Here is a 26,022-nt window from a genome sequence, read left to right on the forward strand (position 1 = left end):
CGGGTCATCAGGTCGCGATCCCAGGTGCCTGGCCGGTAATCGCCGTCCGGGGGAGCGGAGTCCGTGGGCGGACGGTGAACCGGAACGGCATGTTCATGCCCTAGCCTCGTGGCAGGTCCGCGATTCCGTCCCGGGAGAGAGGCTGGTTCCATGAACTCACGTCCACCGGTGGCCCGTTGGGCTGCTTCCCTGCTCTCGGCCGCCCTCGTGGCCGCGGGCGTTCTGGTCGGGCCCGCAGTCGGCCCGGCCGCCGCTGCCACAGTCGGTGCCGGTGCCGGTGCTGCTGCCACAGCCACAGCCACTGCTGCAGCCGCTGCCACTGCCACAGCCGCGCCTGCGGCGGGCCGGCCTCCCGTCGGCGGCGTGGAACGACTGGTGCCGCTGCCCGGCGTCTCCTGGGCGCAGCGGGCCCTGATCAGCGGTGACGGACGGCGCGCCTACGTGGGGGAGGAGTTGCAGTCGGGCAGTCGGCTCGGTGTCGTCGACACGCAGAGCGGCGCCGTCCTCGCCGAGGTGCAGACCAGCCCGGAGTTCTGGAGCGGGCCCAAGACCCTGGCCCCGGACGGCCGGTCCGTCTACCTGGTCACCGCGACCGCCCTGAACGTCTTCGACACCGCCACCAACACCGTGACGGCGCACGTGCCGCTGCCTGACCAGCCCCGCCCGGACGGTTGGCAGGCGGGCTCGCCGTACAGCCTGGCGGTATCGCCGGACGGGACGACCGTGTACGTCGGCCAGGGCGGCCCGTACTCCCCGGCTCCGCCGAACCCGTCCCTGCCGGGGCGCCTGCTCACCTTCTCCGCCGCCGCGCGCGCGTTCACCGGGCAGACCCCGCTGCCGACGTCGAACCCCCGCGACCTCGTGGTGCGCCCGGGTGGCGCCACCGGCTACCTCTCCAGTCCCGAGGGCCTGATCCGCCTCGACCTCACCGGGGCGCACCCGGCCGTCGTACGCACCATCACCTCCCCGGGGTTCATCGACGACCTGGCCCTCGCCCCGAACGGGTCCACGGTGTACGCGATCACCAAGCCCGAGGGCCGGATCCAGGTGGTCGACCTGACCACCGACACCCTCGCCGCCACGATCGACCTCAACACGGGCTTCCGCCAGATCGCCGGCCTGGCGGTGAACCCCCGCGGCAACCGGCTGTACGTCCTGATCCAGACCGACCTGCCCAGCCCGACCGTGGCCGCGTACAGCACGGCCACCAACCGGCCCGTCCCGAAGGAGGACTTCGCCGAGTTCGACCTCGAGCACGGCGCCACCCTGACGGTCGGCCCGGACGGCCACACCTTCTACGTCACCGGCACCAACTACAACGACAACCCCGGCACCTTCCTGCAGATCGTCAGCTTCTAGCCTTTGCCGGCGCGCCCGTAGCCGGCGCGCCTCTGGCCCGCGCACCCGTAGCCGCCACGTCCGGGGTCGTGGCCGCCGACCGGCGGTCACGACCCACGGGACCGACCGGCGTCGCGTCGGACCTGCCGCCGGGCCCGCCCCTCCACCGCCGTCCCGCCCTCGCCCCGGTTCCGCAGTGGGCGAGGGCGGGGCGGTCCTGGTCGGGCGAGCGTGACGCCGGGACGCATTGCTCGTCCCTGCCCTGATCCTGACGCCGTCGTCGGTGGCTCGGGGCTCGGGTGCAGGTCCTGCCCATCGGACCGCTCCGCGCGACGCAGGACAATCGAGAGGTCGAGGCGCCGTGCCACGCCGGGCGTGACGTCGTGGTCCAGATCACTCGGGCGAATCCCGTCAAGATCCCACGTGCCGGTCCCGGCTGTCCTACGCTCGCGAACAAGGCATGCACATGTCACTCATTCGACCTGCACAGGAGCATCATGCACGGATCCCTGACGAAGGCCGCGAAACTCCTCACCGCGCCGGCCGTCGCCCTGTGCCTCTCGGCACCCGTCCTCGCCGCCACCCCCGCCGCCGCCACCCCCGCCGCCACCCCGGCCGGTGCTGCGGCCGTCGCCGCGGCGACCGACGCCTACACTTTCACCAACCCCGACGGCACTCTCAACGCCACCGGCACCGGCGACGGGAACCAGATCTCCGTCACCCCCGACGGCGCCAACTTCACCGGCTGGCGCCTGATCAGGCTCGGTGAGCCCGGTGCCTTCAACATCGCCAGCACCTCGTCCGGGAAGTGCGTCTACGCCAGCCAGCCCGCGGTGCAGCAGTCCTGCGGCAAGGACGGCGAGCAGTGGCACTTCCGCCCCGTGGACGGAAAGCCCAACGCCTTCGGCATCGTGCGCCGCGACGACACCAGCGGCACCGAGTACTGCATGGACAACCGGGGCGGCCTCCATCTCTGGGGCATCCTCGCGCAGCCCAACGTCTGCAACGGCAGCGCCGGCCAGGAGTGGACGGTTCCCGCGTCGAAGGCGGCCGAAGCACGCAGCCTGGCCCTCGACTACTACGCGGACCTGTGCTCCAGGAAGACCTCCACCTGCTCCTGGACCCAGAGGTCCGAAGGGCAGCCGGAGCCCCTGCCCCGGGTGAAGGCGTCCTCGGTCTGGTACAACGACACGGCCGACAAGGTCAGCCAGGTGTTCACCACGGTCTACCACTCCGGCTGGTCGCAGTCGTTGTCCGCGAGCGTCGGCACGTCCTTCGGTGTCTCCGTCCCGTTCCAGGCCATGGTCTCCGCCCAGTTGACGTCGGGCGTCACCTACTCCTCGGACTCGACCACCATCAACGGCGTGGTCGTTACCGTCCCGGCCAGGAACTACGGCTGGGTCGACTTCGCCGCCGTCGGCAAGAAGGTCACTGGCACCTGGACCTTCGACACCGACAACCAGCCGTGGACCACCGACGCCACGGTAACCGTCCCCGTCGTGGACTCCCCGGCGGGTACCACGATGTACGTCGCCCACACCAGCGCCGACGCGCCCGGCAGCGGCACCACCCCAGCACCCGCCCCCGTCGTGCAGACTTTCGCCACCACCACCAGCGCCAGGTTCGACCTCCCGGCCGGAACCCGCCTGACGGCCACCGCCGACGGCGCCGAGATCACCGACGCGAGCGGCAACCCCGTCATGCGGATGCGGCCGGGCACCGTGACCGACACCCAGGGCGTCAAGCACGCCTACAAGCTGGCTGTCGACGGGAACACTCTGACGCAGACCGTCGACGGGGCCCCGGGCCCGACCGTCGACGGTACCGAGACACCCTCGGCCGTCACCATGGGCCCGGGCGCGTTCCCCGGTGGGACGGCGGCACGGCCCAGCGCCCTCGCGGCGCCGGAGTCGCTGTCGGCGCCGACGGTGCGGACGCCGACGCTGCGGGAGCAGACCGGGGACGACGTCGGTGCGGCCTGCGCCAGGGCTCAGGGCCACACCTGCTCGGACGCGGAGAAGAAGGCGTACGAGGAGAAGCTCAAGAAGGCCGCCGCTTGGGACAAGTGCGTGGCCCAGTGGACCGTCGGCACCGCGATCACCGGTGCCGTGGCAGGCGCCCCCGCGGCCGGCGTCGGTGCTCTCGCGGGCGGTGTGCTCGGCCTGATCGGCGGTGCGAGCGCGGGCATGGTCGTCTGCAGTTTCTGAGTCGACGTCCGCCCACTGACGTCCGCCCCGGCTGACGTCCCGAGCCGTCGGACCCGACCCCCGCCCGGTGACCGGACAGCCACGAGACCGGGCGGGGGAGCAGGCGCGGAGCGTGCCACCCCCGGCGCCCGCGGCGCCACGGAGCGGATCACGACCGCCGCGTCCCCGGTGCCGGCGCGCCGGGGACGCGGACGACGAGGACTACGTCCGGCTCGCTGTCAGGGGCACCGGGCCGAGTCGGTCGAATACGCTTGACCAGGGTGTCGAGCAGGAGGTCGACGGCGTCGGCCCAGGAGCCCGCGAGGACGGCCGGGCCGGCGCCGATCCCGGTGTCGTAGGTGGCGAGGACGCGGACGAGGCGGGCGACGTGTCGGCGATGGTGGGGTTCTTCGCTCCTGCCGCGGTCTGTCGCCGGCCCGGCTACGCCCCGCTGGTCGGCCGCCGGGCGCTGGCGCACTTCTTCACCGTCACCGCGAGCGCCGCGTTCGGCAGCCGCGACCCGTTCTTCCTCACCCCTCTCGTCCGGCCCTCGCGCCCGGCTTCTTGGTGTGCACCGCCGACAGGTGCGCTTCCAGGGACCTGCTCAGCGGGTAGACGCGCTCCGCCGGAATCAGCCGTTGGGCCTGGGCGGCGCGTCCGTCGCGGACGAGCGCCGCGGCCCTGCGGACCTGCGGGGTGAGGTCGGTGAGGCCGACGGCCCATTCCTCCGCGAACGTGCGGACGAGGCTGCGACCGATGCCGACCTGGACGCTGTAGTGGTTCAGGGCCGCGCCGCGCAGCGAGCGCTCGGGGTCCCACTGGAGGTGCACGGCGGCCTGCGCCACCGCCGCGGGACCAGCGGTCGTGTGCACGGCCCGGGCCAGGGCCTGTTCCCAGCCGTCCCGGGTCATCCGCACGGCGAGGATGCGCTCCTGACCCGGTTTGCGGGCCCAGTTGCTGCGGTGCATCAGCCACCGGAACGAGGGCTTGATCCACGTCATCCGCTCGAACGAGAACGGCGCCACGAAGCGCCCCGCCCGCAGAGCGGCGTCGGCGATCGCGGACGAGTACGCCTGGTAGACCACGACGGTGCGGGCGTCGTAGTCGGCGCGGATCTGGTACGGCGGGGTCATGCACCGCACCCTGCCATCCGACGCGCCGGCACCGCCAACGGTTTCCCTCGCGGGGGGTGGACCGTCGCGGGAGGGGAGACCCGGCTCGCCCTCGGGCGGTCGGGCCGTCGGGCGGCCGGTCGGGGGCGAGCGTGGTGGCCCGGCCGAAGGCCCGGGGGCGCGGTTCCGGCCTCCGTGTGACTCTTCGGGTGCGATCCGACATGATGGCACCCATCATGCGTCCGTGTGTTCGACATGACGGCCGGTCATGTCGTCCGCGGAGAAGAACCCTGGGGGAATCTCATGAACAGACGGGCATTTGCCGGGATGGCGACGACCGTCGTCGTCGGCCTCGGCGTCGTCGCGCCGACCGGTGCCGGTGCCGCGGACCTGCCGACGATCCACGTCGATCAGAACAACTGCTCCAGCCGGCCGGACGGCAGCGCCGCGTACCCGTTCTGCAGCATCCAGGCGGCCGCCGACGTGGTCCAGCCCGGGCAGACCGTCCTGGTCGCGGGGGGCATCTACCGCGAGAACGTCACCCTGCGCCGCTCGGGGACGCCGGACCGGCCGATCGTCTTCGCCGGGGGCGCCCGGGACCGGTACCTCAACGAGGCCCGGCTCACCTCCCCCTACGGGACCGACGGGACCGCGACCGGCTTCCTGTTCTCCGGGGTCCACGACGTGGAGGTGCGGAAGTTCACCTTCGGCGGGCTCGGTACCGCGGTCGCGGTCGAGGCGTCGACGCGGGTGCGGATCGCGGACAGCACCTTCCACCCGGAGATCCTGAACGGTCAGCCGGCGAGGCCCCTGCTGTCCGTGCGCAACTCCTCCGTGGACGTCACCGTCCAGCAGAACGACTTCGACTACGCGCCGTTCGGCGGGATCGAGGTCGGCTCCGGTGCTCGGGGCACCCTGATCACGGCCAACCGGATCGAGGACACCGACGGCACCGGCATCGCGGTCGTCGACGCCCCCGGAACGAAGATCACCAACAACGACGTGACCGGGTCCTGCGGCAACAGCGTCGCCCTGGCCGGTGCCTCGCGCGGCTCGCTGGTCGAGAACAACATCCTCGACAAGGTGCGGCCCGGCGCGGACCCGGCCGTCTGCCCGGCCGGATCCTCGCCCGCCGGGATCGCGGTGGCGGACGCGGCCGCCGAGGGGCTGACCCTGGACTACAACATCGTCCGGGCGGGCGCCGGAGCGGCGGCCTACCGGTGGTCCGGAACGGCGTACTCCTCGGCCGCCGAGCTCCGGGCGGCCACCGGCCAGGGCGCCCACGAGTACAACGGCGACCCGCGGCTCGATCCGAACGGCGTGCCGCTCGCGGACTCGCCCGCGCTCGACTCGGGCGACCCGACGGCGCCCTGGGCCGGCTCCGACCGGCGGCAGCAGCCCGAGGCCGACAACCCGCTGGTCGCCTCCCCGGCCGGTCAGGGCCCGCGCGACCGCGGGGCGTTGGAGATGCAGGCCGTCCAGCACCTCACCCTCGACCCGAGCGTGCTCGCCGGGGCCGCGCCGCTGGCCGTCCCGCTGACGCCCGGGGCCGTCCTCAACTGGCCGACGGAACTCAGCTACCGCATCGACTTCGGCGACGGCTCGCCGATCGCGTCCAGCACCGGGCAGCCCGTGAACCACGTGTACACCCGGCCCGGCACGGAACCGTACATCACCGTCACGGCCACCGCGCCCAACGGCCACCGCGTCACCGGCCAGGTGCAGGCACACGTGCGCTACCCGGCGGGCGGCTACGTCGCGGTCGCGCCGACGCGGGTGCTGGACACCCGGACCGGCCTCGGCGGCGCCGGCGCCGCGGCCTTCACCGACGGCGAGCAGAGGGACCTCACCGTGCCGGGGATCCCGGCCGGCACCACCGCTGTGGTGCTCAACCTGACGGCCGTCACGCCCACGGCGAACGGCCACCTGGACGTCTGGCCGGCCGGCGACCCCGCGCCCGGCACCTCCAACCTGAACTTCGCGCCGGGCCAGATCCTCTCCAACCTGGTCACCGTGCCGGTGAACGCCGACGGCACCGTGACACTGCGCAACAGCGCCGGATCCACGGACGTGGTGGCCGACCTGTCCGGCTACTACCGGCAGAACGACGGCCGCCGCTTCACGGGGATGCTCCCGCAGCGGCTGGTCGACACCCGCGACGGTGGCGGCGCGCTGGACGGTGGCGGCGCCCTCTCCGTCCAGGTCGCCGGCAACGCGGGGGTGCCGTCCTCCGCCACCGCGGCCGTCCTCAACGTGACCGCGACGCAGGGCGAGCGGGACAGCTTCCTGACCGCCCACGCCTCGGGCTCGCCCCGGCCCGACACCAGCAACGTCAACTACGCCGCGGGCCAGACCGTCGCCAACCAGGTGATCGTCCCGATCGGCCCCGACGGCCGCGTCACACTCGACAACAACGACGGTTCCGTCCACGTCGTCGTCGACATCGCGGGCTACTACGACATCGGCGGCGCCGACCTGTTCACCCCGGTGCGCCCGGTCCGGCTGCTCGACACCCGGCAGTTCTACCCGGGTCTGATCGGCCCCGACCGGTCGCAGTACGTGAGCCTGTCGCCGGGTCTGGAGAGCGGGGTGAACCCCGACTCGGTCGTGCTGAACGTCACGGCGGTCCAGCCCACCACGGACACCCACCTGTCCGTGTGGGCCGGCACCCGGACGGTTGCCAGCAACCTCAACGCGGCCCGGGGCAGCACGGTGGCCAACCACGTCACCACGCGGGTCGACGGCAACCGCGTGTTCAACGTGTACAACCACGCCGGGTCGACGCACGCGGTCGCCGATCTCTTCGGCTACTTCGGCAAGGGCTGACACACACCCGCACCACCCCGGGCCGGTACCCCGAGCGGGGTGCCGGCCCGGGGCCGTTCCCCCCGCGGCGCCGGTTCGCGCGGTGGTGCCGGGCTCTCCTGCCGTCCGGGGGCAGCACCGACCCTTGGTCGTGGCAGTGGTCCGCCGGCCTCCGTCCCGTCGGAGTCCCCACCGCGACGACTCCGAGGCGCTGAACCGCTGCCGCGCCGCGCCGCGCCCGGCGGCTCCGCCCCGGGCGGCTGCCACCGGGCCGGGGCCCGTGCCAGGACTCCGGGGGCCGGGCGGGCGGCGGTGCGCGGCCCGGCCGCTCCGGTGCGTGCCCGAGTGCGGTCAGCCGCCGCTCTTGCGGCGGAAGTTGCGCTTCCCGCCCGCCGCGGCGTGGGTGCCGTGGATCTTCGAGTCGCTGTTCGGGCCGCCGGCGGTGCTGCCGCCCTTGGCACCGTGCTTGCGCTCCAGCGCGGCGAGGAACCGGGCCTTGACGTCGTCCGGGGCGGCGGCCGCGGGGGCCTCGGCGGCGGCCCCGGTCTCCGGCTCCCCGGAGTTCTCGGGGTTCTCGGGTGACGCTGCGCTGCTGGTCATGCGGGCCTCCTGATGGGTCGATACCTTCAAGGGACACCATGTCATGTTCCGGAGCCGGCCCGGCCCGCCGGTCCACCCGGGACGCGTGCCGGACCCGTGCCGGGGCTGCACCGGACCCGCCTCGGGGTCGTCCTGGGGCCGCGTTCGTGCTGCCCCCGCCGGTCGGAGTGTCCTCGACGGCGGCGCTCACCGCACCCTCGGGGGCCGGTTCGGTGTCCCGGGTCCACGACCCGTGCCGGGACACGGACCAGAAACCTGGGATGTCGCCGAGCCGGCGGGTGCGGCGAGGATTCGGTCCACGGCGTCGGTCACCGAAAGGTGCCGGGCGCGGGTGATTCCGTTCCCTTGAAGGAGAGTTCTTCCCATGAGTCTTCGTCGACCGCTCGCCGCGGCGGCCACTGCGGCCGTGCTGGCCCCGCTGCTGGCGCTGGCCGCCGGAACCGCGAACGCCGCGCAGGGGCCCGCCACCGATCCGGGCCCGATCAATGTCGCGCAGGTGCCCGCTCCCACGTTCGACACGCTTCCCTCGAACCCCTCGATGCTGCAGCTCACGCGGCGCGACCAGTGCATGGCCTCCTACAACGTCAACTACTGGGTCGGCGGCATGCCTTTCGCCCTCACCCAGCTGAAGCTCTGCCTGAGCGCGCCGGCCACCCTCGTGCGCGGCGCGCAGATCTACTTCCCCGGCGACGTGAACTACCTCCCGGGCGAGCCCGTCCTCGTCCCGACCGGGCCGACGGTGCCCGTCCTCGTCCCGACGGAGCCGACCGGTCCGGTCCTCGTTCCGGGCGTGCCCCTCTTCCCCTGACCGTCGGAAATCCGGCTGCCGGTCGCCAGTAGCCGGTCGCGCTGTCGAACCGTCGGAGCGGTGTGGCCCGTACCGGTCCGGTACGGGCCACGAGCGGCTCCGGGAGCCTCCCGCTCACCCGCGCCGAGCACGGCGGCAGGTCGGTCGGCCCGGGGACCCGGGGGTGTGTCAGTGGCCGAGGTAGTCCTCCAGACGGGCCACGGCGAAGCCCTGTTCGCCGATGCGGCGCAGGAGTTCGGCGAACATGTCGGTCATGGTGGAGCCGTTGAGTTCGGCGGGGCCGCGGAAGTGGGCGAGGAGGATGTCGCCGGGGCGGAGTCTCCGGTCGGGTTCCTGGTAGCGGAGGTCGTGGATCTGCATGGTGGCGTGCCACAGGACGACGGCGCGGGGTCCGCAGGCCCGTACCGCGTGGTCGAGGTCCTCGGTGCGGGCGGCGTCGCCGTAGGGGGGACGGAAGAGCAGCGGCGCGCTGCCGTACTGCTCGGTGAGGACGGTCTGTGCGCCGCAGATCTCCGCCTGCTGCTGGTCGGCCGTCAGGGTGCTGAGGTGGGGGTGGGTGAGGGTGTGGTTCTGGATGCGGTTGCCGAGGCCCTGCAGGGGACGGAAGTAGGCGTAGTCGTCCTGGACGAGGTCGCGGGTGAGGAACATGGAGACGGGCACGCCCAGGTCGGTGACCATCCGGACGAAGGCGGGGTCCTTCTCCTTGCCGTCGTCGATGGTGATGAAGACGACGCGGTCCGGGGTGGGGACGGTGCTGATCACGGGCACCGGCCCGGTGACGGGGAGGTCGAGCGGCGGGTCGGCGGGCGGGTCCGGCGGCGGGGGCAGGGGAGGGATGCCCCAGGCGGCCCAGGCGGCGGGGTCGCCCTGCCGACGGGTGACGGCGTCGCCCGGGGGCGAGGAGGCTGCGGTGGCGAGCGGGCTGCTGCCGCCGCCCGTCGGTACGACCGCCAGCACGAGCGCGAGAGCGGTCCCGACGAGCGGGTGTCTCAAGGCCGGTCCGGTCCCTTCGGTGGTGCGGGTGCGGGTGCGGGTGCGGGTGCGGGCGAAGGCGAGGGCGGCAGTGCCGCGCCCGCTTTCCGCGGTCCGGCCGCGGGTGCCGGGTAGTGGTCGACGACGTTGTCCCGGGCCGGACGGTCGATTCCCGCCGGGCCGGCGGCGAAGGCCCGGAGCACGTTCGTGGTGACGGTACGGGTGAAGGCACCGGCGGCGCCGTCCAGACCGTGGTTGCGCGGGTCGGCCGGTCCGTCGGCCTCCAGCGACTCGACCCAGCGCATGGTGCCGCTCGCGAACACGGCCGCCCCCGTCGGCAGGGTGAGGTAGGTGCTGTCGCTGTGGTCCGGGCGGCCTTCGCAGACGACGGGGGAGTGGGCGAGGATCTCGACCGGGCGCGGGGTCGGCCAGGCGGTGTCGACGCGGTCGTACTCCACGCCGACCAGGTGCTCGAAGGAGTCCCCGGCCCGTACGCCGGTGCCCTCGTAGAGCCAGTGCCCGGGGTTGGTCACGACGAAGGGCGCGTCCACCGGGTAGTCCCCGTAGAGGACGCCGAGCAGGGTGCTCTCCGGGTCCGGCGCGGGTTCGGCCCGGAAGTCGGTGGTGGGCGGGAGTCCCTGGAGGTACCCGGGGTCGCGTTCGTAGTCGCCCTTGTAGCAGACCACCGTGCGGCGTGCGCCGAGCGGGGAGTCCTCGTAGCGCACCCGGCGGAAGCAGCAGTTGGCGCCTAGGACGGCGAGGTTGGTGCCGCTGTCCCGGGCAGCCGCCACCCGCTGTCGTTGGTCGACCGACCAATACTCGTCGTGGCCCGGTGACACCAGACAGTTCGCGCCGGTGAGCAGGTGCTCCTCGCGGTCCAGGTCCGGACCGGTGGCGTAGGCCAGTGGCAGCCCGAGGCGTTCGGCCAGGGCGATCAGCGGCGCCTCGTACACCAGGAACAGCCCGGCCCCGTCGGCATACCGGTAGGGGCGGTCGAAGCCGACCGTCAGCGAGCGGCTGTCGCGCCGGCCCGTCGGCCCGTAGTAGAGGTTGTACCCGCCCCACAGGTTGTACGCCTGCCAGGTGGCGACGGCGTTCACCAGCAGGGTGCGGCCGGCCGCCGAGGCGCAGCGCACGGTGACGGGCACGTACCGCTGGCCGGTGCCCCCGACGGCGTCCAGGCGCAGCAGGTAACTGCCCTCCGGCCAGCCGTCGGTGGGAACGGTCAGGCTGCGTGGCCAGTCGGTGCGGACCGTACGGGTGGCGGAGTCCAGCGTCGGCCCGTTCCGGCGTACGCCCGGCAGCGGTTCGGACTCGTACACCAGGCGGGCGCGTGCACCGCCGTACCAGCCCGTCCGGTAGGCGCGGACGGTGAAGCCGGGCGCGGTGGTCGACACGTGCAGGCCGAACGGCTCACCGGGCAGGACGCTGACCCGGTCGGCGAAACCTTCGACGGCCTCCGGCGGGCCGGGGTCGGTGATCCGCCAGTCGGCGTTCCCGGGCAGGGCGTTCTCGGCGAGCACGTCCAGCCCCGCCCCGGACGCGGAGACAATGCCGGAACCCCCGTCGCCGGAAGTCCCCGTGCCGGCCCTCACCGTCGCCGTGGCCGCCCACGCGGGCCGGGTGCCCGCCAGGAGCCCGGCCCCGGCGGCGAGGGCGAGAAACGCCCGGCGGCGGGTGCCGTCCGGGCCCGGCGCGGTCACCGCCGCTGCTCCCGTCGTCCGGTCGCGCCCGCCCGCGGCCGGAACGCCCGCGGCCGGAACGCCCGCCCCGAGTCCTCCGGTGGCGTCCCACCGCTTCGCTGGATCGATGACCCGCCTCCTGCCTTTCCCCTGCCCTGACACGGCGCCGCGGCGCGACCATCGGCCCCGCCGCGCACCACCACCTACCACCTGCCCGGCCACCAGGGCGCCGTTCCCGGCCGCCGACCGGTCGTGGTCCACCCGAAAGCACGGCGCCGCGGGGGCCGTGCTTCGGCGCGGGGCGCGGCGGAGCGATTCGGCCATCGCCGGACAACGCCCTGTCCGGCCGCGCCGTCCCGCTTACGGTGGTCGGAAGGCCGCAGGGGGCGGGGCGGGGACGTCGGGGCACCCGTGGCGGTGCTCGACGCGGAGGGGGCGGGATTGCTGCGTATCCATTTCACCCACGAGGATCTGGCCAGGGTCCGGATCGCGCGGGCGCCCGATCCGCTCGCCGAGACGATGCTGAGCCTGTCGCTGGTGCAGACGCGCGGGGCCGGCGGTGTGGCGCTGGAGGGGTGGCGCAGCCGGACCCGCAACAGCATCCGCCCCGAACTGCGGATGCTGTTCGACCTGGCGACGCCGCTCGGGGCGGCGGAGGCCGCGGAGGCGTTCCTGCACGCCGGCAGCCACACCCTGGCGGAGAGCCTGGACCAGACCTGGTCACTGCCCCGACCGCGGTGGAGCGCGGACCTGCCCGTCCTCAGCGCGATGCGTCCCCGGGCGCCGAGGTGGGTGCACGAACTGTGCGGAGGCGGGCACTCGCAACGCGAGCTGGTGGACCGCCGGCTGCGCGAGTACCACGCCTTCGCGCTCGCGCCGTACTGGTCCCAGCTGCTGGCCGCCGCGCACGCCGACCGCGCCCGGCGGGCCGCCCTGTTGGTCGAGCGCGGTCTGGACGGACTGCTCGCCACGCTCCACCCCGGCATCCGCTGGGAGTCACCGGTGCTGACACTGCCCTGCCCCGCCGACGCGGACGTGCGGCTGTGCGGCGCGGGCGTCATGCTCGTACCGACCTTCTTCTGGCCCGAGCCGATGGCCCTGACGGACACCCGCGGCCTGGAGCACCCGCTCGTCCTGCACTACCCGCTCACCCCCGACCTGGCCACCTACCGGGCGATCTGGTCCCCGGACGCCGGGCACGGGCCGGACGGCGCGCTCGTCGCGCTGCTCGGCACCACCCGTGCCCGCACCCTGTGCGCGGCGGCCGACCCGGCGGGCACCGCCGAACTCGCCCGCCGCACCGGCACCTCGCCCGCCACCGCGAGCCACCACACCACCGTCCTGCGCTCCGCCGGGCTCCTGACCACCGAACGCACGGGCCCCGGGGTGCGCCACACCCTCACCCCCCTCGGCCGGGCCCTCCTCGAGGACCGCGCCCCCGACCACGCGTAGCCGGTCGCGGCATCACCGACCGGTCACCGCCGACCGGCCGTCGTCGTACCGCGGGACGCCCCACGGCACGTGGACGGCGCGGATCCGCGATCGCTCCGGGTGCGCGCCCGGGCCGGTCAGGCTCCGAGCAGTTCGGTGACCAGTCGGACCGCTTCCGGCACCTCGACGTGGTCGTCCGGGGTGGCCCCGAAGTGGGCGCCGGTCGCGGTCAGTACCGCGGTCGCGCCGAGGCCCTCGACGAGCAGCCGGACGTGTTCGGTCGGGTCGGGCCGGTTGACCGGGTCGTCCATGGCCTGGAGGACCCGGAACCGGCGGGCGGAGCGGCGGATCCGCGCCCAGTCGAAGCCGCCCTCGAAGAACTCGGCGAGTGCGTCGTAGCCGACTTCGTGCGCCGAGGTCGCCACCAGGAGGACGCCCGCGAACACCCCCTGGGTGTCGGGGTCGTGCTGTTCCAGGAAGCGCAGCACGTTGACTCCGCCGATGCTGTGACCGACGAGCACGGTGGAACCGGTGGGGCCGGCGGCCAGGGCGGCGTCGCCGTAGGTCTTGCGCCACGGCTCCAGCCGGGGGGCGGCACTGTCCGGCAGACGGGGCACGGTGACCCGGTGTCCGGCGGCCGCGAGCTGTTCGGTCAGGTACGGGAACCAGACGCTGTCGTCGCCCGCGCCGTAGCCGTGCGACACCACGATCTCGCTCATGATCGATCCACTCCCCTAAATCAAAACGATCCGTCGCGTTTCGATTAAAGCTAGCACACTGCTAGCGTGTTCACGTGCCTACCGGACAACCCCCAACCCGCCGCACCGGCGGCCGGATCCGCAACGAGGACGCCCGCGACGCCGTCCTCGCCGCCGCGATCGAACTCGTCGAGGAGCTCGGCTACCAGTCCGTCACCGTCGAACGCGTCGCCGCCCGCGCCGGTGTCGCCAAGAGCACCATCTACCGCTGGTGGAAGTCGAAGGCCCCGCTGGTCATGGAGGCCTACCGCACGACCGTCCAGCAGCGGATGCCCGAACCCGACACCGGCGCGGTCGCCGACGACCTGACCGCCTTCGCCACCGCCCTCTACGGCGTCACCGCACACCCGCTCCGGGTGCGGACCCTGCGCGGCCTGATGGCGGAGGCCCAGCTCGACCCCGCCTTCGCCGAGCCGTTCCGGGAGTGGGTGGAGAGCAGGCGGGCCGTCGTCCTCACGCTGCTCGGCCGCGGCGTGCAACGCGGCGAACTCCCGGCCACCGCCGATCTTGACGCCGCCACCGACCAGCTCTTCGGCCTGTTCTGGTACCGCCTCCTGGTCGGCCATCGGCCGCTCGAACCCGCCCGGGCCGCCGAGCACGTCGGCCAGCTGCTGCACGGCCTGCGCGCACAGCACCGGCGGTAGGCCGGTCGACGGACGGGGCCGCTCCTCCGGGACCGGCGGATGTCGATGGAGGCGCTGTCCTGTGCGCCCCGCCGACCCGCCGACCCGCCGGGCCGCCCACCCGCGGCGGCCCGCCCGGACGCGGGTCGCCGCGGGGTCCGGCTGGATCCCCCGTGCCTATTCGCCGATGGCCTTCCTGTAGCCGGCCGCGTCGAGGAGCTGGGCGATGTCGGTCTTGTTCGTGGGCTTGACCTTGAAGATCCACGACTCGTAGGGCTCCTCGTTGAGGAGTTCGGCGGAGTCGGAGAGTTCCTCGTTGACGGCGGTCACCTTGCCGCCGACGGGTGCGTAGATGTCGGAGGCGGCCTTCACGGACTCCACGACGCCGGCGGGCTCCCCGGCGGTGAGGGTGCTGCCCACCTTGGGGGGTTCGACGAAGACCACGTCGCCGAGCGCGCGTTGGGCGTGGTCGCTGATTCCGACGGTCACGGTGCCGTCGGCCTCCTGACGGGCCCATTCGTGGGTCTCGGCGAACCGCAGGTCGGTGGGGATGTGCGACATGGCTGCTCCTCGTGGCGTGGCTGTCGGCCGGTCAGGCCATCGTCACGGATCCGGTGCCCGATTCCGGGGGACCGGCCGACGAGGTCACCGGATCCAGGGACCGCCATCCCGCCCAGAGCCCGCCCGGAGCCCGCCCCGCGGCCCGGTGCGGGCAGCGGCGCCGAGGCAACGGGCACCGGTGGACCACCGCGTGCCGCCGCCCGCCCCGGGTGTGCGTCGGAGTGTGCGTCGTCAGAGGCCCAGGACGCGGGCGGCGTTCTCCTTGAGGATCAGGGGGCGGACCTCCGGCTTGATGTCGAGGGTGTCGAAGTCCGCCAGCCACCGGTCGGGTGTGACGACGGGGTAGTCGGAGCCGAACAGCACCTTGTGCCGGAGGAAGGAGCCGGCCGCCTTCACGAGCTGCGGCGGGAAGTACTTCGGCGACCACCCCGACAGGTCGATGTACACGTTGGCCTTGTGGGTGGCGACGGAGATCGCCGCGTCCTGCCAGGGCACCGACGGGTGGGCGAGGACGATCGTCAGGCCGGGGAAGTCGGCCGCGACGTCGTCCAGGAGCATCGGGTCGGACCAGCGCAGCTTGATGCCGCGCCCGCCGGGCAGGCCGGCGCCGATCCCGGTCTGCCCGGTGTGGAACAGGGCGGGGACGCCCAGTTCCTGGATCGCCTCGTAGAGCGGGTAGTGCTCACGGGCGTTCGGCGCGAACGCCTGCAGGCTCGGGTGGAACTTGAAGCCGCGCACGCCGTGGTCGAGGACGAGTGCGCGGGCCCGGGCGACGGCGTCGGGGCGGTGCGGGTCGACCGAGCCGAAGGGGATCAGGACGTCCGGGTGGGCGGCCGCGGCCGCGGCGATCTCCTCGCTGGACAGGGCGGGGTGGCCCAGGCCGGTGGTGGCGTCCACGGTGAAGACGACGGCGGCCGTGCGGCGCTCGCGGTAGTAGGCGGCCAGACGCTCCACGGTCGGCGTGCGGTCCTGGCCGGAGCGGAAGTAGGCGGCCGAGGCGTCCATCAGCTCCGGGTCGAGCGCGAGGTGACCGTGGGCGTCCTGTTCCACGTGGACGTGGAAGTCGATGGCGATCGCGTCGGCGGGGGTCATGGGGGTGCTCACAGGTGGTGGGTCCGGTTCTTGGCGTCGAGGAGGAGGGACAGGAGGGCGTCGCGTTCCGCGACGAGGTCGGCGGCCGTCGTCCCGGCCAGCGCGTCGTCCACGCCCTCGGCGATCGCGTGCTTCAGCGCGGGGGTGAGGCGGGGCGTGCCGAGGTCGGCCCACCACTCCTCCATGGGCGGGCCGAGGTGCTCCAGGACGTGCGCGATGCCACCCGGGCCGCCCGAGAGGTGCTGGTTGAGGAAGGGCCCGAGCAGTGCCCAGCGCAGGCCGGGGCCGTGGGCGATGGCCGCGTCGATGTCGGCGACGCTCGCCGCGCCGCGTTCGACCAGGGAGTACGCCTCCCGCCAGAGTGCGGCCTGGAGGCGGTTCGCGACATGGCCGGGCAGTTCCTGGCGCAGCCGGATCGGGCGGCGGCCCAGGCTGCGGTAGAACCGCACGGCCGTCTCGACGGCGGCCTCCGCGGTCCGCTCGCCCGGTACGACCTCGACCAGCGGGACGAGGTGGGGCGGGTTGAACGGGTGTCCCACGAGGACCCGTTCGGGATGGGCGGTGCAGGCCCGCTGGATCCGCGACGGCGTCAGCCCGGAGGAACTGCTCGCCAGGACCGTCCCCGGCGGGGCGGCGGCGTCGAGGGCGGCGAAGAGTTCGTCCTTCAGGTCGGGCCGCTCGGGGCCGTTCTCCTGGACGAAGTCGGCGTCGGCGACGGCCTCGGCGAGGTCGGGGACGAACGACAGCCGGCGCTGGTCGGCGGCGACGGCCGCCCGGAGCCGCTCCTCCGCGCCGGGCGCGGGGTCGCAGGCGAGGACCTCGTGCCCGTGCAGCAGGAAGAGGGTGGTCCAGGAGGCGCCGATGACCCCGGTGCCGACGACGGCGACCTTCACGACGCGCTCCCGTGCCCGGCGCCGGTGGCCTGCCCGGATCCCGCGGCCGGCCCGCTGGCGTCGGCGTCCGGTTCGGCGGCGTCGGCGTCCGGCTCGGCGGTGTCCGCGGCCCGTGCGGCGGCGTACTCGACGAAGGGGTCGAGGGAACGCGGGTCGGCGAGGACGTCGGCGCCGGCGACGGACTCGGGAGGCGCGCCGAGCAGGATCCGCTTGACCGGCACCTCCAGCTTCTTGCCGGTGCGGTTGCGCGGGACGGCGGGCACCCGCTCGATGACGTCCGGGACGTGCCGGGGCGAGAGCGCGGACCGCAGCGCGCGGGCGATCCCCGTGCGGAGGGTGTCGTCGAGTTCCCCGGGTCCGGCGACGAAGAGCAGCAGTTCCCCGTTGCCGCCCTCGGGGTCCTCGAGGTGGACGACCAGACTGTCCTCGATCCCGGGCAGGTCCTCGACGACGGCGTAGAACTCGGCGGTGCCGAGCCGGACCCCGCCCCGGTTCAGGGTGGCGTCGGAGCGTCCGGCGACGACGCAGTGTCCCTCGGGGGCGAACCGGACCCAGTCGCCGTGCCGCCACACGCCCGGGTACTGCTCGAAGTACGCGGCCCGGTAGCGGGAGCCGTCGGTGTCGCCCCAGAAGCCGAGGGGCATCGACGGCATCGGCTCGGTGATCACCAGTTCGCCCAGCTCGCCGACGACCCGTTCGCCCCGGCTGTCGTAGGCGTGGGCGGCCACCCCGAGGCAGGGGCCGGAGATCTCTCCCGCACGCACCGTCTGGAGCGGGCCGCCCTGGAGGATGCCGGTGCAGACGTCGGTGCCGCCGCAGCCGACGTTCAGCAGCACCCGGTCCCCGAACTGCTCGGCCACCCAGCGGAATCCGTCGGCGGCGAGCGGGCTGCCCGCCGCGCCGATCTGCCGCAGCCGGGAGAGGTCGAACTCCTCCGCGGGCCGGATCCCGGCCCTGCGGCAGGCCATGAGGTAACCGGGGCTCACGCCCATCAGCGTGGTCCCCGTCTCCTGCGCGATCCGCCACTGCTCCCGCAGGTCGGGGTGGACCGGGTTGCCGTCGATCATGACGATCGAGGCGCGGACGAGCAGTGCCGAGACGAGGGTGTTCCACAGCATCCAGGCGGTCGTGCTGAACCAGAGCATCCGGTCGCCGGGCTTGAGGTCCCAGCTCAGCGCGTTGTTCTTCAGGTGCTCCAGGAGGATCCCGCCGTGCCGGTGGACGATCGCCTTGGGGATGCCGGTGGTGCCGGAGGAGAAGAGCACGAACAGCGGATGGTCGAACGGCAGGGGTGCGAAGGACAGTTCGCCCGGCTCGGCCAGCAGCTCGGTCCAGCCCAGCGCGTCGGGAACGGTGTCCGGACCGTACGGGACGTGGACGACCCGCTCGACGGTGGGCAGCCGGGCGGCGATCTCCGCCACCTCGCTGCGGCGGTCGACGTACCGGTCCCCGTAGCGGTAGCCGGCGACGGTCAGCAGCACCTTCGGTTCGAGCTGGGCGAACCGGTCGACGACGCTGCGCGGGCCGAACTCCGGGGCGCAGGCCGCCCAGACGGCGCCGATGCTCGCGGTGGCGAGGAAGGCCACCAGTGTCTCCGGGATGTTCGGCAGGTAGGCGACGACCCGGTCGCCCTCGCGGACGCCGAGGCGCAGCAGCCCGGCGCGGGCCCGGGCGACCTGGTCGCGGAGTTCGCCGAAGGTCAGTTCGACCGGCGGCCGGGTCTGGGAGCGGGCGACGACGGCGACGGCGTCGAGGTCCTCCTCGCGGCCGAGTGCGTGCTCGGCGTAGTTGAGCGTCGCGCCGGGGAACCACTCGGTGTCCGGCATCGACCGGCGGCCCAGGGCGGCCGTGGGCGGGGTGTGGGGGCGGACGTCGAAGAACTCCCAGACCGAGGACCAGAAGCCGTCGAGGTCGGTGACGGACCACTGCCACAGGCTGTCGTAGTCCGGGAGGACCAGCTGCCGCCGGGACTCCAGCCAGCGGAGGTAGCGGCCGATCTCCGACTCGTCCCTGACGGCGGGGCCGGGGGTGCTGAGGATCTCGCTCATCGGGCGGTGTCCTTCCGGTGGGAGCCGTGCGCGGGGGCGACCTTCGCGGCGCGGCCGTCGAGGAACGCCCGCATCCGCTGCTGGGCGTCCTGGCTTCCGGCCGCGACGGCCGACACGAGGGATTCGAGCAGCAGGCCGCCGGCCGGGGAGGCTTCGGCGATCCGGGGGAGCGCCTGGAGGACGGCGAAGTTGGTCAGCGGCGCGTTGGCCGCGATCCGCTGCGCGAGCTCCAGGGCCCGGGCGCGCGCCCCGCCCTCCTCGGTGAGGTAGTGCGAGAGGCCGAGGGCCTGGCCCTCGGCGGCGTCGAGGACGCGGCCGGTGAGCATCATGTCCGCCATCCGGTGGGCGCCGATCAGCCGGGGGATCCGGACCGAGCCGCCGCCGCCGACGAAGAGGCCGCGCTGTCCCTCGGGCAGCGCGTAGAAGGCGGACGGCTCGGCCACGCGGATGTGCGCGGCCGCGGCCAGCTCCAGTCCGCCGCCGATCACCGCGCCCTTGAGCGCGGCCACCACGGGAACGCGCCCGCCCTCGACGGTGTCGAGGACGCGGTGCCACATGAGCGAGTGCTCCAGTGCCTCCTCGGTGGACCGCTCGGTCAGCTCGCCGAGATCGAGCCCGGCCGAGAAGTGGTCGCCCTCGGCGTCCAGGACGACGGCCCGGACGTCCGCGCCCGGCTTGCGGAAGAACCGCTCGACGCTCAGCACGGTGGCGTCGTCCAGGGCGTTGCGCTTGGCCGGGCGGCGGAGTGTCAGGACCGCCACCCCGTCGCGGCGGTCGATGGAAAGCGTGCTCAAGGGAGGCTCCTCAATCATCAGGAATCCTGAGTATCGGAGGGCGCGGCGCCGGTGGGCAAGGGGGTCGGGCTAGAATTTTTGACAGGTTTCCTGATGATGAAGGAGGGCTTGTGACGGACACGGCTCCGCCGTCGTTGCTGTACTCGGTGAAGCAGGTCGAGCTGGCCACCCGGGCCCGGCTCGACGAGCTGCTCAAGCCCGCGGGCGTCACCGCCCTCCAGTACACCGCGCTGACCGTGCTCGAACGCCGGGACGGCATGTCCTCGGCCGAGCTGGCCCGCAACTCCTTCGTCAGGCCGCAGTCCATGGCCGACCTGGTGGGCTCGCTGGAACGCCGGAACCTCGTCACCAGGTCCCCGGACCCGGCGAGCCGGCGCCGCCACGTCATCGGCCTCACCGACGAGGGCCGTGCCCTGCTGGCCCGCTACGCCCCGGCCGTCGGGGAGTTGGAGGAGGAGATGCTCACGGGCTTCACGGCCCGCGAGCGCACCGCCTTCCGCGCGTACCTCGACCGTGCCCGCGCCGCACTCGGCTAGGGGTTGTCCGGCCTCGTGCCGACCCGGCTACCCGATCGCCTCCATGCCCCTGGCGCGGGCGATCCCCGCCGCCGCCTCGGACCCGAGGAGGTCGAGGACCTCGCGGGCCCGGCCCGGCCGCCCGGACGAAGCCAGGACGCCCCCGCCGAAGACCGAGCTGATCGCGGTGTCGCCCGGCAGCGGGCCGACGACCACGACGCCCGGCAGGTCCGTCAGCTCGCTGCGCTGCTGGAACGCCAGGTCGGCCCGGCCGGAGGGGAGCAGACTGCCGGCGGGCACCCCCGCCGGCGCCTGTACGAGTCGCTCCGAGAGCGCGTCGGTGAGCCCCAGCCGGGCGATCAGCCCGATGAGGGCCGTTCCGCTGGGACCGGTGGAGTACGCGATCCCCGTCGCGGACAGGAGCGCGGCCCGCAGGTCGGACACCGAGTCGAGGGCCGGTACCGGCGCCCCGGCCGGCACCGCGGCGACGACCTGGGAGACCCACAGCGGGCGCGCCGTGCCCCTGAGCACGAGCCCTTCCCGCTCCAGTTCGGCCAGCGCTCCTTCGGCGAGGACGAGCAGGTCGGCCTCGGCGCCCTCGCGCACCCGCCGGGCGACCACGACCCCGCCCGCGGACTCGAAGCGCACCGGGATGCCGCGGGTGTGCCGGAGGTGTTCGGAGAGGTCGGCCAGGACCGGCCGCGTCGCCATCGAGGACAGGCCGGAGATCTCTTGCTTCACATCGCCTCCTGGGGAGCCGGCAGCCGGTACGACGCGTGCCGGGAGGCTTCGCGCCGGTCTGCGAGACTGGCCGGATGATCACACCCCGGAGCACGGCGGCCGGAAAGGTTCTCGAGGTCCTCGCGGCCTTCGACCGTGAGCACCCGTCGCAGACACTGTCGGAGATCGCCCAGCGTACGGGCCTGGCGCTGAGCACCACCCACCGCGTGCTGACGGAGCTGGCGGCCTGGGGGGCGCTGGAGCGCGCGGAGGACGGATCGTGGCACGTCGGGCTGCGGCTGTGGGAGATCGCCTCGGGATGTCCGAGGACCCAGATCCTGCGTGACGCGGCGCTGCCGTTCATGCAGGACCTCTACGAGGCGACCCACGAGAACGTCCAGCTCGCGGTGCGCGAGGGCACGGAGCTGGTGTTCGTGGAACGGATCGCGGGGCACGGGTCGGTGGAGGTGGTCACAATGGTCGGGTCGCGGTTCCCGGTCGGTTCCACCGGGATGGGCCGGGTGCTGCTGGCGCACGCGCCCGGGGAGATCCAGGAGGAGGTCCTCGGGGCGCCGCTGCGGGCCTGGACCCCGTACACCGTCACCGACCCGAAGGCGTTGCGCGCGCAGCTGGACCGGATCCGCCGCGAGCAGGTGTTCGTCAGTGACCGGCAGCTCTCGGAACGCTCGGTCGCGGTGGCCGCGCCGGTGCGGATCGGTCGGGCCGGCCCGGTGAGCGCCGCCCTGGGAATCGTCGTCGCCGCGCGGGGGGCGAGCCGTGCGCGGGGGCTGCGCGAGCCGTTGCTGAGGGCTGTGCGGGGGATCTCCGAGGAGCTGGGCCGGCGGGCCCGGACGACGGCCTGACAACCCGGGGTTTCCGCCTGGCGGAAAGAGCGGCGACGGGGCGGGGGGCGGGATGCCAGCGTTCGGGGTGTCCGCAACCCCGTACCACCGCTCAGGAGATGCCATGGCCGATGCCGTTGACGCCGCCGACGGCGTTGATGCCGCCGATGCCGATGCCGACGCCGTTGATGCCGCCGATGCCGATGCCGACGCCGTTGATGCTGCCGATGCCGTCGTCGACACCGTCGCCACGGTCCCCGTCGCCGTGGTCGGTGCCGGCCCGGCCGGACTGATGCTGGCCCACCTGCTCGGGCGTGCCGGGGTGGAGACGGTCGTGCTCGACACCCGCACCCGGCAGGAGATCGGGGCGACGCACCGGGCGGGCATCCTCGAAGCGGACGTGGCCCGGGACCTGGTCGAGACCGGTGTCTCCGGGCGGATCCTGCGGGAGGGCCACGAGCACGAGGGCGTCGAGCTGCGGTTCGGCGGCCGGCCGTACCGGGTCGACTTCAGGGAACTGGTCGGCGCGTCGGTGTGGCTCTACCCGCAGACCGATGTGTTCACCGACCTGGCGGACGCCCGGGAGCGCGACGGCGGCACGGTCCGCTTCGGTGTCAGGGACACCGAGGTCCTGGACGTTGCGACCGACGCTCCCCGGGTGCGCTGGACCGCGCCCGACGGGGCCCGCCACGAGGTCCGGGCGCGTTACGTGGTCGGTGCGGACGGATCGCGCAGCATGTGCCGCGATCTGGTCCCCGAGGACCGGCGGGTGCGTTACGGCAAGGACTACCCCTTCGCGTGGTTCGGCATCATGGCGCAGGCGCCGACGAGCGCACCCGAGCTGGTCTACGCCCACTCCGGGCACGGGTTCGCGCTGATCAGCCAGCGCACCGAGAGCGTGCAGCGGATGTACTTCCAGTGCGCCCCCGAGGAGAGCGTCGACGCCTGGCCGGACGAGCGCATCTGGCGGACGCTCCAGGAACGGGTGGCCGGCGAGGACGGCTTCCGGCTCAAGGAGGGGCCGATCCTCGAGAAGACGGTGCTGCGGTTCCGTTCCTTCGTGCAGGAGCCGATGCGCTGGGGCTCGATGGCGCTGGCGGGCGACGCCGCGCACACCGTACCGCCGACCGGCGCCCGCGGGCTGAACCTGGCGCTGCACGACGTGAAGGTCCTCGCCGGTGTGCTGCTGCGCGCGCTCGGCAGCGAAGGCGCGGCCGCGCTGGACGACTACCAGCCGCAGGCCCTCCAACGGGTTTGGCGGGCACAGAACTTCTCGTCCTGGATGACCGGGCTGCTGCACACCGCGCCCGGTGCCACGCCGTTCGACCTGCGGCGCCAGCTCGGCGAGCTCGACAACGCGGTGGGCACCCGGGCCGGTCGCACCTTCCTCGCCGAGCAGTACACCGGCTGGCCCACCGGCAGCCGGGCCTGACCCGGACGTCCCCCTTCCAGGAGAGCGCAGCCATGATCATCGACTGTCACGGTCACTTCACCACCGCACCCGCACAGGTGGCGCAATGGCGGGAGCGGCAGGTGGCGGCGGCGGGCTCCGCCGCCGAAGCACCCGACCCCGGGGACCTGGTCGTCACCGACGACGACCTGCGCCGGGCGATCGAGGACAACCAGCTGAGACTGATGGACGCGCGCGGCAGCGACCTGACCGTCTTCTCCCCGCGGGCCAGCTTCATGGCCCACCACATCGGCGGCTTCGACGTGTCGTCGGTGTGGGCGCGGATCTGCAACGACCTCGTCCACCGCGTCAGCACGCTCCACCCCGACCGCTTCGCGATGGGCGCGATGCTCCCGCAGTCGCCCGGCGTCGACCCCGCCACCTGCCTGCCCGAACTGCGCCGTGCGGTCGAGGAGCTCGGCGCGGTGTCGGTCAACCTCAATCCCGACCCGTCGGGCGGCCGGTGGAGCGCTCCACCGCTGACCGACCGCAGCTGGTACCCGCTCTACGAGGCGATGGTCGAGTACGACGTCCCGGCCATGATCCATGTCAGCACCTCGTGCAACCCGGCCTTCCACACCACCGGCGCCCACTACCTCAACGCCGACACCACGGCGTTCATGCAACTGGTCCAGGGCGACCTGTTCGCCGACTTCCCCACGCTGCGGTTGGTGATCCCGCACGGCGGCGGCGCGGTGCCCTACCACTGGGGGCGGTTCCGCGGCCTGGCGATGGCGCTCGGCAGGCCGGACCCCGAGACCCTGCTGGACAACGTCTTCTTCGACACCTGCGTGTACCACCAGCCGGGCGTCGACCTGCTGACCCGGGTGGTCCCCAGCCGGTCGCTCCTGTTCGCGAGCGAGATGATCGGCGCGGTCCGCGACGTCGACCCGCGCACCGGCCACCACTTCGACGACACGAAGCGGTACGTGGACGCCACGCCGCACCTCTCCGACGAGGAGCGGGCGGCCGTCTACGCGGGCAACGCCCTGCGCGTCCACCCCCGTCTCGCCGCGCGGCTCGCGGCGCGCCCGGCCGCGTCCGGCCGCTGAACCCACGAGGAGGAACACATGGAGCACACCGAGATCGGCGTCGTGCGCACGTCGGTCACCCGCGCCGCCCCCGAGGCGGTCGCCGCGCTGTCGGCGTTCGGCGTGGCGACCGTCCACGAGGCCATGGGAAGGGTCGGGCTGATGCGTCCTTACCTGCGCCCCGCCTACCCGAAGGCCCGGCTCTGCGGTACGGCGGTGACCGTCCTGCTGCAACCCGGCGACAACTGGATGCTGCACGTCGCCGCCGAGCAGGTCCGCCCCGGCGATGTCGTGGTCGCGGCCTGCACGACCGAGAGCGAGGACGGGTTCTTCGGCGACCTGCTCGCCACGTCCTTCCGCGCCAGGGGATGCCAGGGGCTGGTCATCGACGGCGGCGTGCGCGACGTGGCCGACCTGGAGGAGATGGACTTCCCGGTCTTCGCGCGGGCGATCAACGCCAGGGGCACGGTGAAGGCCACCCTCGGCTCGGTCAACGTGCCGGTGGTCTGCGCCAACGCCCTGGTGCGGCCCGGCGATGTCGTCGTCGCGGACGCGGACGGCGTCGTCGTGGTGCCGCGCGAGCGGGCCGCCGAGGTCGCCGAGGCGTCGGCCGCGCGGGAGGCGGGGGAGGCGGGCAAGCGCGCGAGGTTCCGCGCGGGCGAACTCGGCCTGGACGTCTACGGCATGCGCGGCCCGCTGGGCGCGCTCGGGCTTCGGTACGAGGACTGAGGATGACCCCGACCCCGGCCCCGACCCCGGCCCCGGCCCCGACCCCGGCCCCGGCCCCGACCCCGGCCCCGGCCCCGACCTCGACCTCGGCCCCGGCCCCGGCCCCGGCCCCGGCCCCGGCCTTCGAGAAGACCCCCGGCTGGCTTGACTGGTACGCCGCTCCGAGTCGCCCGGAGCTGCGGCTGCCCGCGGGCGCCGTCGACGCGCACTGCCACGTCTTCGGCCCCGGTACGGAGTTCCCGTTCGCCCCCGAACGCAAGTACACCCCCTGCGACGCCTCCAAGGAGCAGCTGTTCGCGCTGCGCGACCGGCTGGGTTTCGCCCGCACGGTCGTGGTCCAGGCGACCTGCCACGGCGCCGACAACAGCGCCATGGTCGACGCCCTACGGGCGTCGGGCGGCCTGGCCCGCGGGGTCGCGACGGTGCGACCCGGGACCGCGGACGCGCGACTGAGGGAACTGCACGAGGCCGGCGTGCGCGGAGTGCGGTTCAACTTCGTCAAGCGGCTCGTCGACGCCGCGCCGCGGCAGGAGCTGTGGGACGTCGTCGAGCGGATCAGGCCGTACGGCTGGCACGTCGTCGTCTACTTCGAGGCGGCCGACCTCCCCGAGCTGCGCGAGTTCCTCCTCTCGGTCCCGGTGCCGCTGGTCGTCGACCACATGGGCCGCCCCGATGTCACCAAGGACCCGCACGGCCCGGAGTTCGAGGCGTTCCTGGACCTGTTGCGGGCCCGGCCCGACATCTGGTGCAAGGTCACCTGCCCGGAGCGGCTGTCGGTGGACGGCCCACCGGCCCTGCACGGGGAGCGGACGGCGTACCGCGACGTGGTCCCGTTCGCCCGCCGCGTGGTCGAGGAGTTCCCCGACCGGGTGCTGTGGGGCACCGACTGGCCCCACCCGAACCTCACCGACCACATGCCCGACGACGGCCTGCTCGTCGACTTCCTCCCGCACATCGCGCCGACACCGGCCCTGCGGCACAAGCTCCTCGTCGACAACCCGATGCGCCTGTACTGGCCCGATGCCGACTGAC

The 26,022-nt window shown here is 73.7% G+C and carries 24 protein-coding genes; 12 read left to right on the plus strand and 12 right to left on the minus strand.

Features of this window, described 5'->3' with window-relative positions; translation table 11 throughout:
- Nucleotides 1-363: 363 nt before the first annotated feature.
- Together ACIPYS_RS09215 and ACIPYS_RS09220 are read left to right on the plus strand one after the other, a co-directional pair.
- Nucleotides 364-1,359, plus strand: coding sequence for a YncE family protein (locus ACIPYS_RS09215; protein ID WP_400744998.1), 996 nt, complete (start codon nt 364-366; stop codon nt 1,357-1,359).
- A 476-nt stretch (nt 1,360-1,835) separates the two neighbouring features.
- Nucleotides 1,836-3,545 carry a hypothetical protein gene (locus tag ACIPYS_RS09220; RefSeq protein ID WP_400745000.1) on the plus strand — a complete coding sequence of 570 codons (1,710 nt, stop codon included), beginning with the start codon at nt 1,836-1,838 and terminating at the stop codon, nt 3,543-3,545.
- Nucleotides 3,546-4,054: 509 nt separating this feature from the next.
- On the opposite strand, the gene ACIPYS_RS09225 is transcribed toward ACIPYS_RS09220, so the two are convergent.
- A complete protein-coding gene (locus ACIPYS_RS09225) occupies nt 4,055-4,657 on the minus strand; it encodes a DUF4291 domain-containing protein (RefSeq protein ID WP_400745001.1) in 603 nt (200 codons plus the stop codon).
- Between the two features lie 306 nt (nt 4,658-4,963).
- Here ACIPYS_RS09225 and ACIPYS_RS09230 point away from each other — a divergent pair, with 306 nt between their 5' ends.
- Nucleotides 4,964-7,462: a right-handed parallel beta-helix repeat-containing protein gene (locus ACIPYS_RS09230; protein ID WP_400745003.1), complete on the plus strand. Its 2,499-nt coding sequence runs from the start codon at nt 4,964-4,966 to the stop codon at nt 7,460-7,462.
- A 330-nt stretch (nt 7,463-7,792) separates the two neighbouring features.
- Here the strand turns inward: ACIPYS_RS09230 and ACIPYS_RS09235 are convergent, their stop codons facing one another.
- Nucleotides 7,793-8,041 (minus strand): DUF5302 domain-containing protein, encoded by a 249-nt coding sequence (locus tag ACIPYS_RS09235; protein WP_093858320.1) that lies wholly within the window; start codon nt 8,039-8,041, stop codon nt 7,793-7,795.
- 364 nt (nt 8,042-8,405) lie between these two features.
- Between ACIPYS_RS09235 and ACIPYS_RS09240 the strand changes: the two genes are divergently transcribed.
- Nucleotides 8,406-8,849 (plus strand): hypothetical protein, encoded by a 444-nt coding sequence (locus ACIPYS_RS09240; RefSeq protein ID WP_093858319.1) that lies wholly within the window; start codon nt 8,406-8,408, stop codon nt 8,847-8,849.
- Nucleotides 8,850-9,017: 168 nt separating this feature from the next.
- Here the strand turns inward: ACIPYS_RS09240 and ACIPYS_RS09245 are convergent, their stop codons facing one another.
- Both ACIPYS_RS09245 and ACIPYS_RS09250 read right to left on the minus strand, forming a co-directional pair.
- The gene (locus ACIPYS_RS09245) at nt 9,018-9,842 is read right to left on the minus strand and encodes a polysaccharide deacetylase family protein (RefSeq protein ID WP_400745005.1); all 825 of its coding nucleotides are present in this window, start codon (nt 9,840-9,842) and stop codon (nt 9,018-9,020) included.
- Nucleotides 9,839-11,524 carry a N,N-dimethylformamidase beta subunit family domain-containing protein gene (locus ACIPYS_RS09250; RefSeq protein WP_400745007.1) on the minus strand — a complete coding sequence of 562 codons (1,686 nt, stop codon included), beginning with the start codon at nt 11,522-11,524 and terminating at the stop codon, nt 9,839-9,841. The genes ACIPYS_RS09245 and ACIPYS_RS09250 overlap by 4 nt, the downstream gene beginning before the upstream one ends.
- A 420-nt stretch (nt 11,525-11,944) precedes the next feature.
- On the opposite strand from ACIPYS_RS09250, the gene ACIPYS_RS09255 reads away from it, so the two are divergent.
- The gene (locus ACIPYS_RS09255; protein WP_400745009.1) at nt 11,945-12,955 is read left to right on the plus strand and encodes an ArsR/SmtB family transcription factor; all 1,011 of its coding nucleotides are present in this window, start codon (nt 11,945-11,947) and stop codon (nt 12,953-12,955) included.
- Between the two features lie 116 nt (nt 12,956-13,071).
- Here ACIPYS_RS09255 and ACIPYS_RS09260 read toward each other — a convergent pair whose 3' ends face one another.
- Entirely contained in the window at nt 13,072-13,653 is a 582-nt protein-coding gene (locus ACIPYS_RS09260) for an alpha/beta fold hydrolase (RefSeq protein ID WP_093858316.1), read from the minus strand.
- Nucleotides 13,654-13,727: 74 nt separating this feature from the next.
- Between ACIPYS_RS09260 and ACIPYS_RS09265 the strand changes: the two genes are divergently transcribed.
- Nucleotides 13,728-14,336, plus strand: coding sequence for a TetR/AcrR family transcriptional regulator (locus ACIPYS_RS09265; RefSeq protein ID WP_400745011.1), 609 nt, complete (start codon nt 13,728-13,730; stop codon nt 14,334-14,336).
- A 156-nt stretch (nt 14,337-14,492) separates the two neighbouring features.
- Here ACIPYS_RS09265 and gcvH read toward each other — a convergent pair whose 3' ends face one another.
- From gcvH to ACIPYS_RS09290, 5 genes are all read right to left on the minus strand, one after another.
- Nucleotides 14,493-14,876: a glycine cleavage system protein GcvH gene (gcvH, locus tag ACIPYS_RS09270; RefSeq protein ID WP_400745013.1), complete on the minus strand. Its 384-nt coding sequence runs from the start codon at nt 14,874-14,876 to the stop codon at nt 14,493-14,495.
- Nucleotides 14,877-15,107: 231 nt separating this feature from the next.
- Complete coding sequence (locus tag ACIPYS_RS09275; protein WP_400745206.1) at nt 15,108-15,968, minus strand: amidohydrolase family protein; 861 nt, start codon at nt 15,966-15,968, stop codon at nt 15,108-15,110.
- 8 nt (nt 15,969-15,976) lie between these two features.
- Nucleotides 15,977-16,861 (minus strand): 3-hydroxyacyl-CoA dehydrogenase NAD-binding domain-containing protein, encoded by an 885-nt coding sequence (locus ACIPYS_RS09280; RefSeq protein ID WP_400745014.1) that lies wholly within the window; start codon nt 16,859-16,861, stop codon nt 15,977-15,979.
- A complete protein-coding gene (locus tag ACIPYS_RS09285) occupies nt 16,858-18,909 on the minus strand; it encodes an acetoacetate--CoA ligase (protein ID WP_400745016.1) in 2,052 nt (683 codons plus the stop codon). The genes ACIPYS_RS09280 and ACIPYS_RS09285 overlap by 4 nt, the downstream gene beginning before the upstream one ends.
- Nucleotides 18,906-19,703, minus strand: coding sequence for a crotonase/enoyl-CoA hydratase family protein (locus tag ACIPYS_RS09290; protein WP_400745018.1), 798 nt, complete (start codon nt 19,701-19,703; stop codon nt 18,906-18,908). The genes ACIPYS_RS09285 and ACIPYS_RS09290 overlap by 4 nt, the downstream gene beginning before the upstream one ends.
- A gap of 110 nt (nt 19,704-19,813) precedes the next feature.
- Between ACIPYS_RS09290 and ACIPYS_RS09295 the strand changes: the two genes are divergently transcribed.
- Nucleotides 19,814-20,239 carry a MarR family winged helix-turn-helix transcriptional regulator gene (locus tag ACIPYS_RS09295; RefSeq protein WP_400745020.1) on the plus strand — a complete coding sequence of 142 codons (426 nt, stop codon included), beginning with the start codon at nt 19,814-19,816 and terminating at the stop codon, nt 20,237-20,239.
- Nucleotides 20,240-20,266: 27 nt separating this feature from the next.
- Here ACIPYS_RS09295 and ACIPYS_RS09300 read toward each other — a convergent pair whose 3' ends face one another.
- Entirely contained in the window at nt 20,267-20,959 is a 693-nt protein-coding gene (locus ACIPYS_RS09300; RefSeq protein ID WP_400745022.1) for a substrate-binding domain-containing protein, read from the minus strand.
- A 74-nt stretch (nt 20,960-21,033) separates the two neighbouring features.
- Here ACIPYS_RS09300 and ACIPYS_RS09305 point away from each other — a divergent pair, with 74 nt between their 5' ends.
- On the plus strand, nt 21,034-21,801 hold the full coding sequence (locus ACIPYS_RS09305; RefSeq protein WP_093858308.1) for an IclR family transcriptional regulator: 768 nt from the start codon (nt 21,034-21,036) through the stop codon (nt 21,799-21,801).
- Nucleotides 21,802-21,892: 91 nt separating this feature from the next.
- Here the strand turns inward: ACIPYS_RS09305 and ACIPYS_RS09310 are convergent, their stop codons facing one another.
- Nucleotides 21,893-22,084, minus strand: a complete 192-nt coding sequence (locus ACIPYS_RS09310; RefSeq protein WP_400745024.1) for a hypothetical protein — start codon at nt 22,082-22,084, stop codon at nt 21,893-21,895.
- Here ACIPYS_RS09310 and ACIPYS_RS09315 point away from each other — a divergent pair.
- Genes ACIPYS_RS09315 through ACIPYS_RS09330 form a run of 4 tightly spaced genes read left to right on the plus strand, consistent with a single transcriptional unit; the run spans nt 22,073 to nt 26,021 of the window.
- Entirely contained in the window at nt 22,073-23,212 is a 1,140-nt protein-coding gene (locus tag ACIPYS_RS09315) for a 4-hydroxybenzoate 3-monooxygenase (RefSeq protein WP_400745026.1), read from the plus strand. The genes ACIPYS_RS09310 and ACIPYS_RS09315 overlap by 12 nt on opposite strands.
- A 32-nt stretch (nt 23,213-23,244) precedes the next feature.
- A complete protein-coding gene (locus ACIPYS_RS09320; RefSeq protein WP_093858306.1) occupies nt 23,245-24,282 on the plus strand; it encodes an amidohydrolase family protein in 1,038 nt (345 codons plus the stop codon).
- Nucleotides 24,283-24,300: 18 nt separating this feature from the next.
- Nucleotides 24,301-24,990 carry a 4-carboxy-4-hydroxy-2-oxoadipate aldolase/oxaloacetate decarboxylase gene (ligK, locus tag ACIPYS_RS09325; protein ID WP_400745028.1) on the plus strand — a complete coding sequence of 230 codons (690 nt, stop codon included), beginning with the start codon at nt 24,301-24,303 and terminating at the stop codon, nt 24,988-24,990.
- A gap of 2 nt (nt 24,991-24,992) precedes the next feature.
- The gene (locus tag ACIPYS_RS09330; RefSeq protein WP_400745030.1) at nt 24,993-26,021 is read left to right on the plus strand and encodes an amidohydrolase family protein; all 1,029 of its coding nucleotides are present in this window, start codon (nt 24,993-24,995) and stop codon (nt 26,019-26,021) included.
- Nucleotide 26,022 lies beyond the last annotated feature (1 nt).

The sequence above is a fragment of the Kitasatospora sp. NPDC089913 genome, assembly GCF_044748625.1.
Lineage (GTDB): Bacteria > Actinomycetota > Actinomycetes > Streptomycetales > Streptomycetaceae > Kitasatospora.

What these genes read in the sequence shown, in the direction of transcription:
- ACIPYS_RS09230 (WP_400745003.1), top strand. Translation starts at nt 4,964, where the DNA reads ATGGCGACGACCGTCGTCGTCGGCCTCGGCGTCGTCGCGCCGACCGGT.
- ACIPYS_RS09285 (WP_400745016.1), bottom strand. Translation starts at nt 18,909, where the DNA reads ATGAGCGAGATCCTCAGCACCCCCGGCCCCGCCGTCAGGGACGAGTCG.
- ACIPYS_RS09275 (WP_400745206.1), bottom strand. Translation starts at nt 15,968, where the DNA reads ATGACCCCCGCCGACGCGATCGCCATCGACTTCCACGTCCACGTGGAA.
- ACIPYS_RS09320 (WP_093858306.1), top strand. Translation starts at nt 23,245, where the DNA reads ATGATCATCGACTGTCACGGTCACTTCACCACCGCACCCGCACAGGTG.
- ACIPYS_RS09315 (WP_400745026.1), top strand. Translation starts at nt 22,073, where the DNA reads ATGCTGGCCCACCTGCTCGGGCGTGCCGGGGTGGAGACGGTCGTGCTC.
- ACIPYS_RS09225 (WP_400745001.1), bottom strand. Translation starts at nt 4,657, where the DNA reads ATGACCCCGCCGTACCAGATCCGCGCCGACTACGACGCCCGCACCGTC.
- gcvH (WP_400745013.1), bottom strand. Translation starts at nt 14,876, where the DNA reads ATGTCGCACATCCCCACCGACCTGCGGTTCGCCGAGACCCACGAATGG.
- ACIPYS_RS09330 (WP_400745030.1), top strand. Translation starts at nt 24,993, where the DNA reads ATGACCCCGACCCCGGCCCCGACCCCGGCCCCGGCCCCGACCCCGGCC.
- ligK (WP_400745028.1), top strand. Translation starts at nt 24,301, where the DNA reads ATGGAGCACACCGAGATCGGCGTCGTGCGCACGTCGGTCACCCGCGCC.
- ACIPYS_RS09305 (WP_093858308.1), top strand. Translation starts at nt 21,034, where the DNA reads ATGATCACACCCCGGAGCACGGCGGCCGGAAAGGTTCTCGAGGTCCTC.
- ACIPYS_RS09235 (WP_093858320.1), bottom strand. Translation starts at nt 8,041, where the DNA reads ATGACCAGCAGCGCAGCGTCACCCGAGAACCCCGAGAACTCCGGGGAG.
- ACIPYS_RS09260 (WP_093858316.1), bottom strand. Translation starts at nt 13,653, where the DNA reads ATGAGCGAGATCGTGGTGTCGCACGGCTACGGCGCGGGCGACGACAGC.
- ACIPYS_RS09220 (WP_400745000.1), top strand. Translation starts at nt 1,836, where the DNA reads ATGCACGGATCCCTGACGAAGGCCGCGAAACTCCTCACCGCGCCGGCC.
- ACIPYS_RS09240 (WP_093858319.1), top strand. Translation starts at nt 8,406, where the DNA reads ATGAGTCTTCGTCGACCGCTCGCCGCGGCGGCCACTGCGGCCGTGCTG.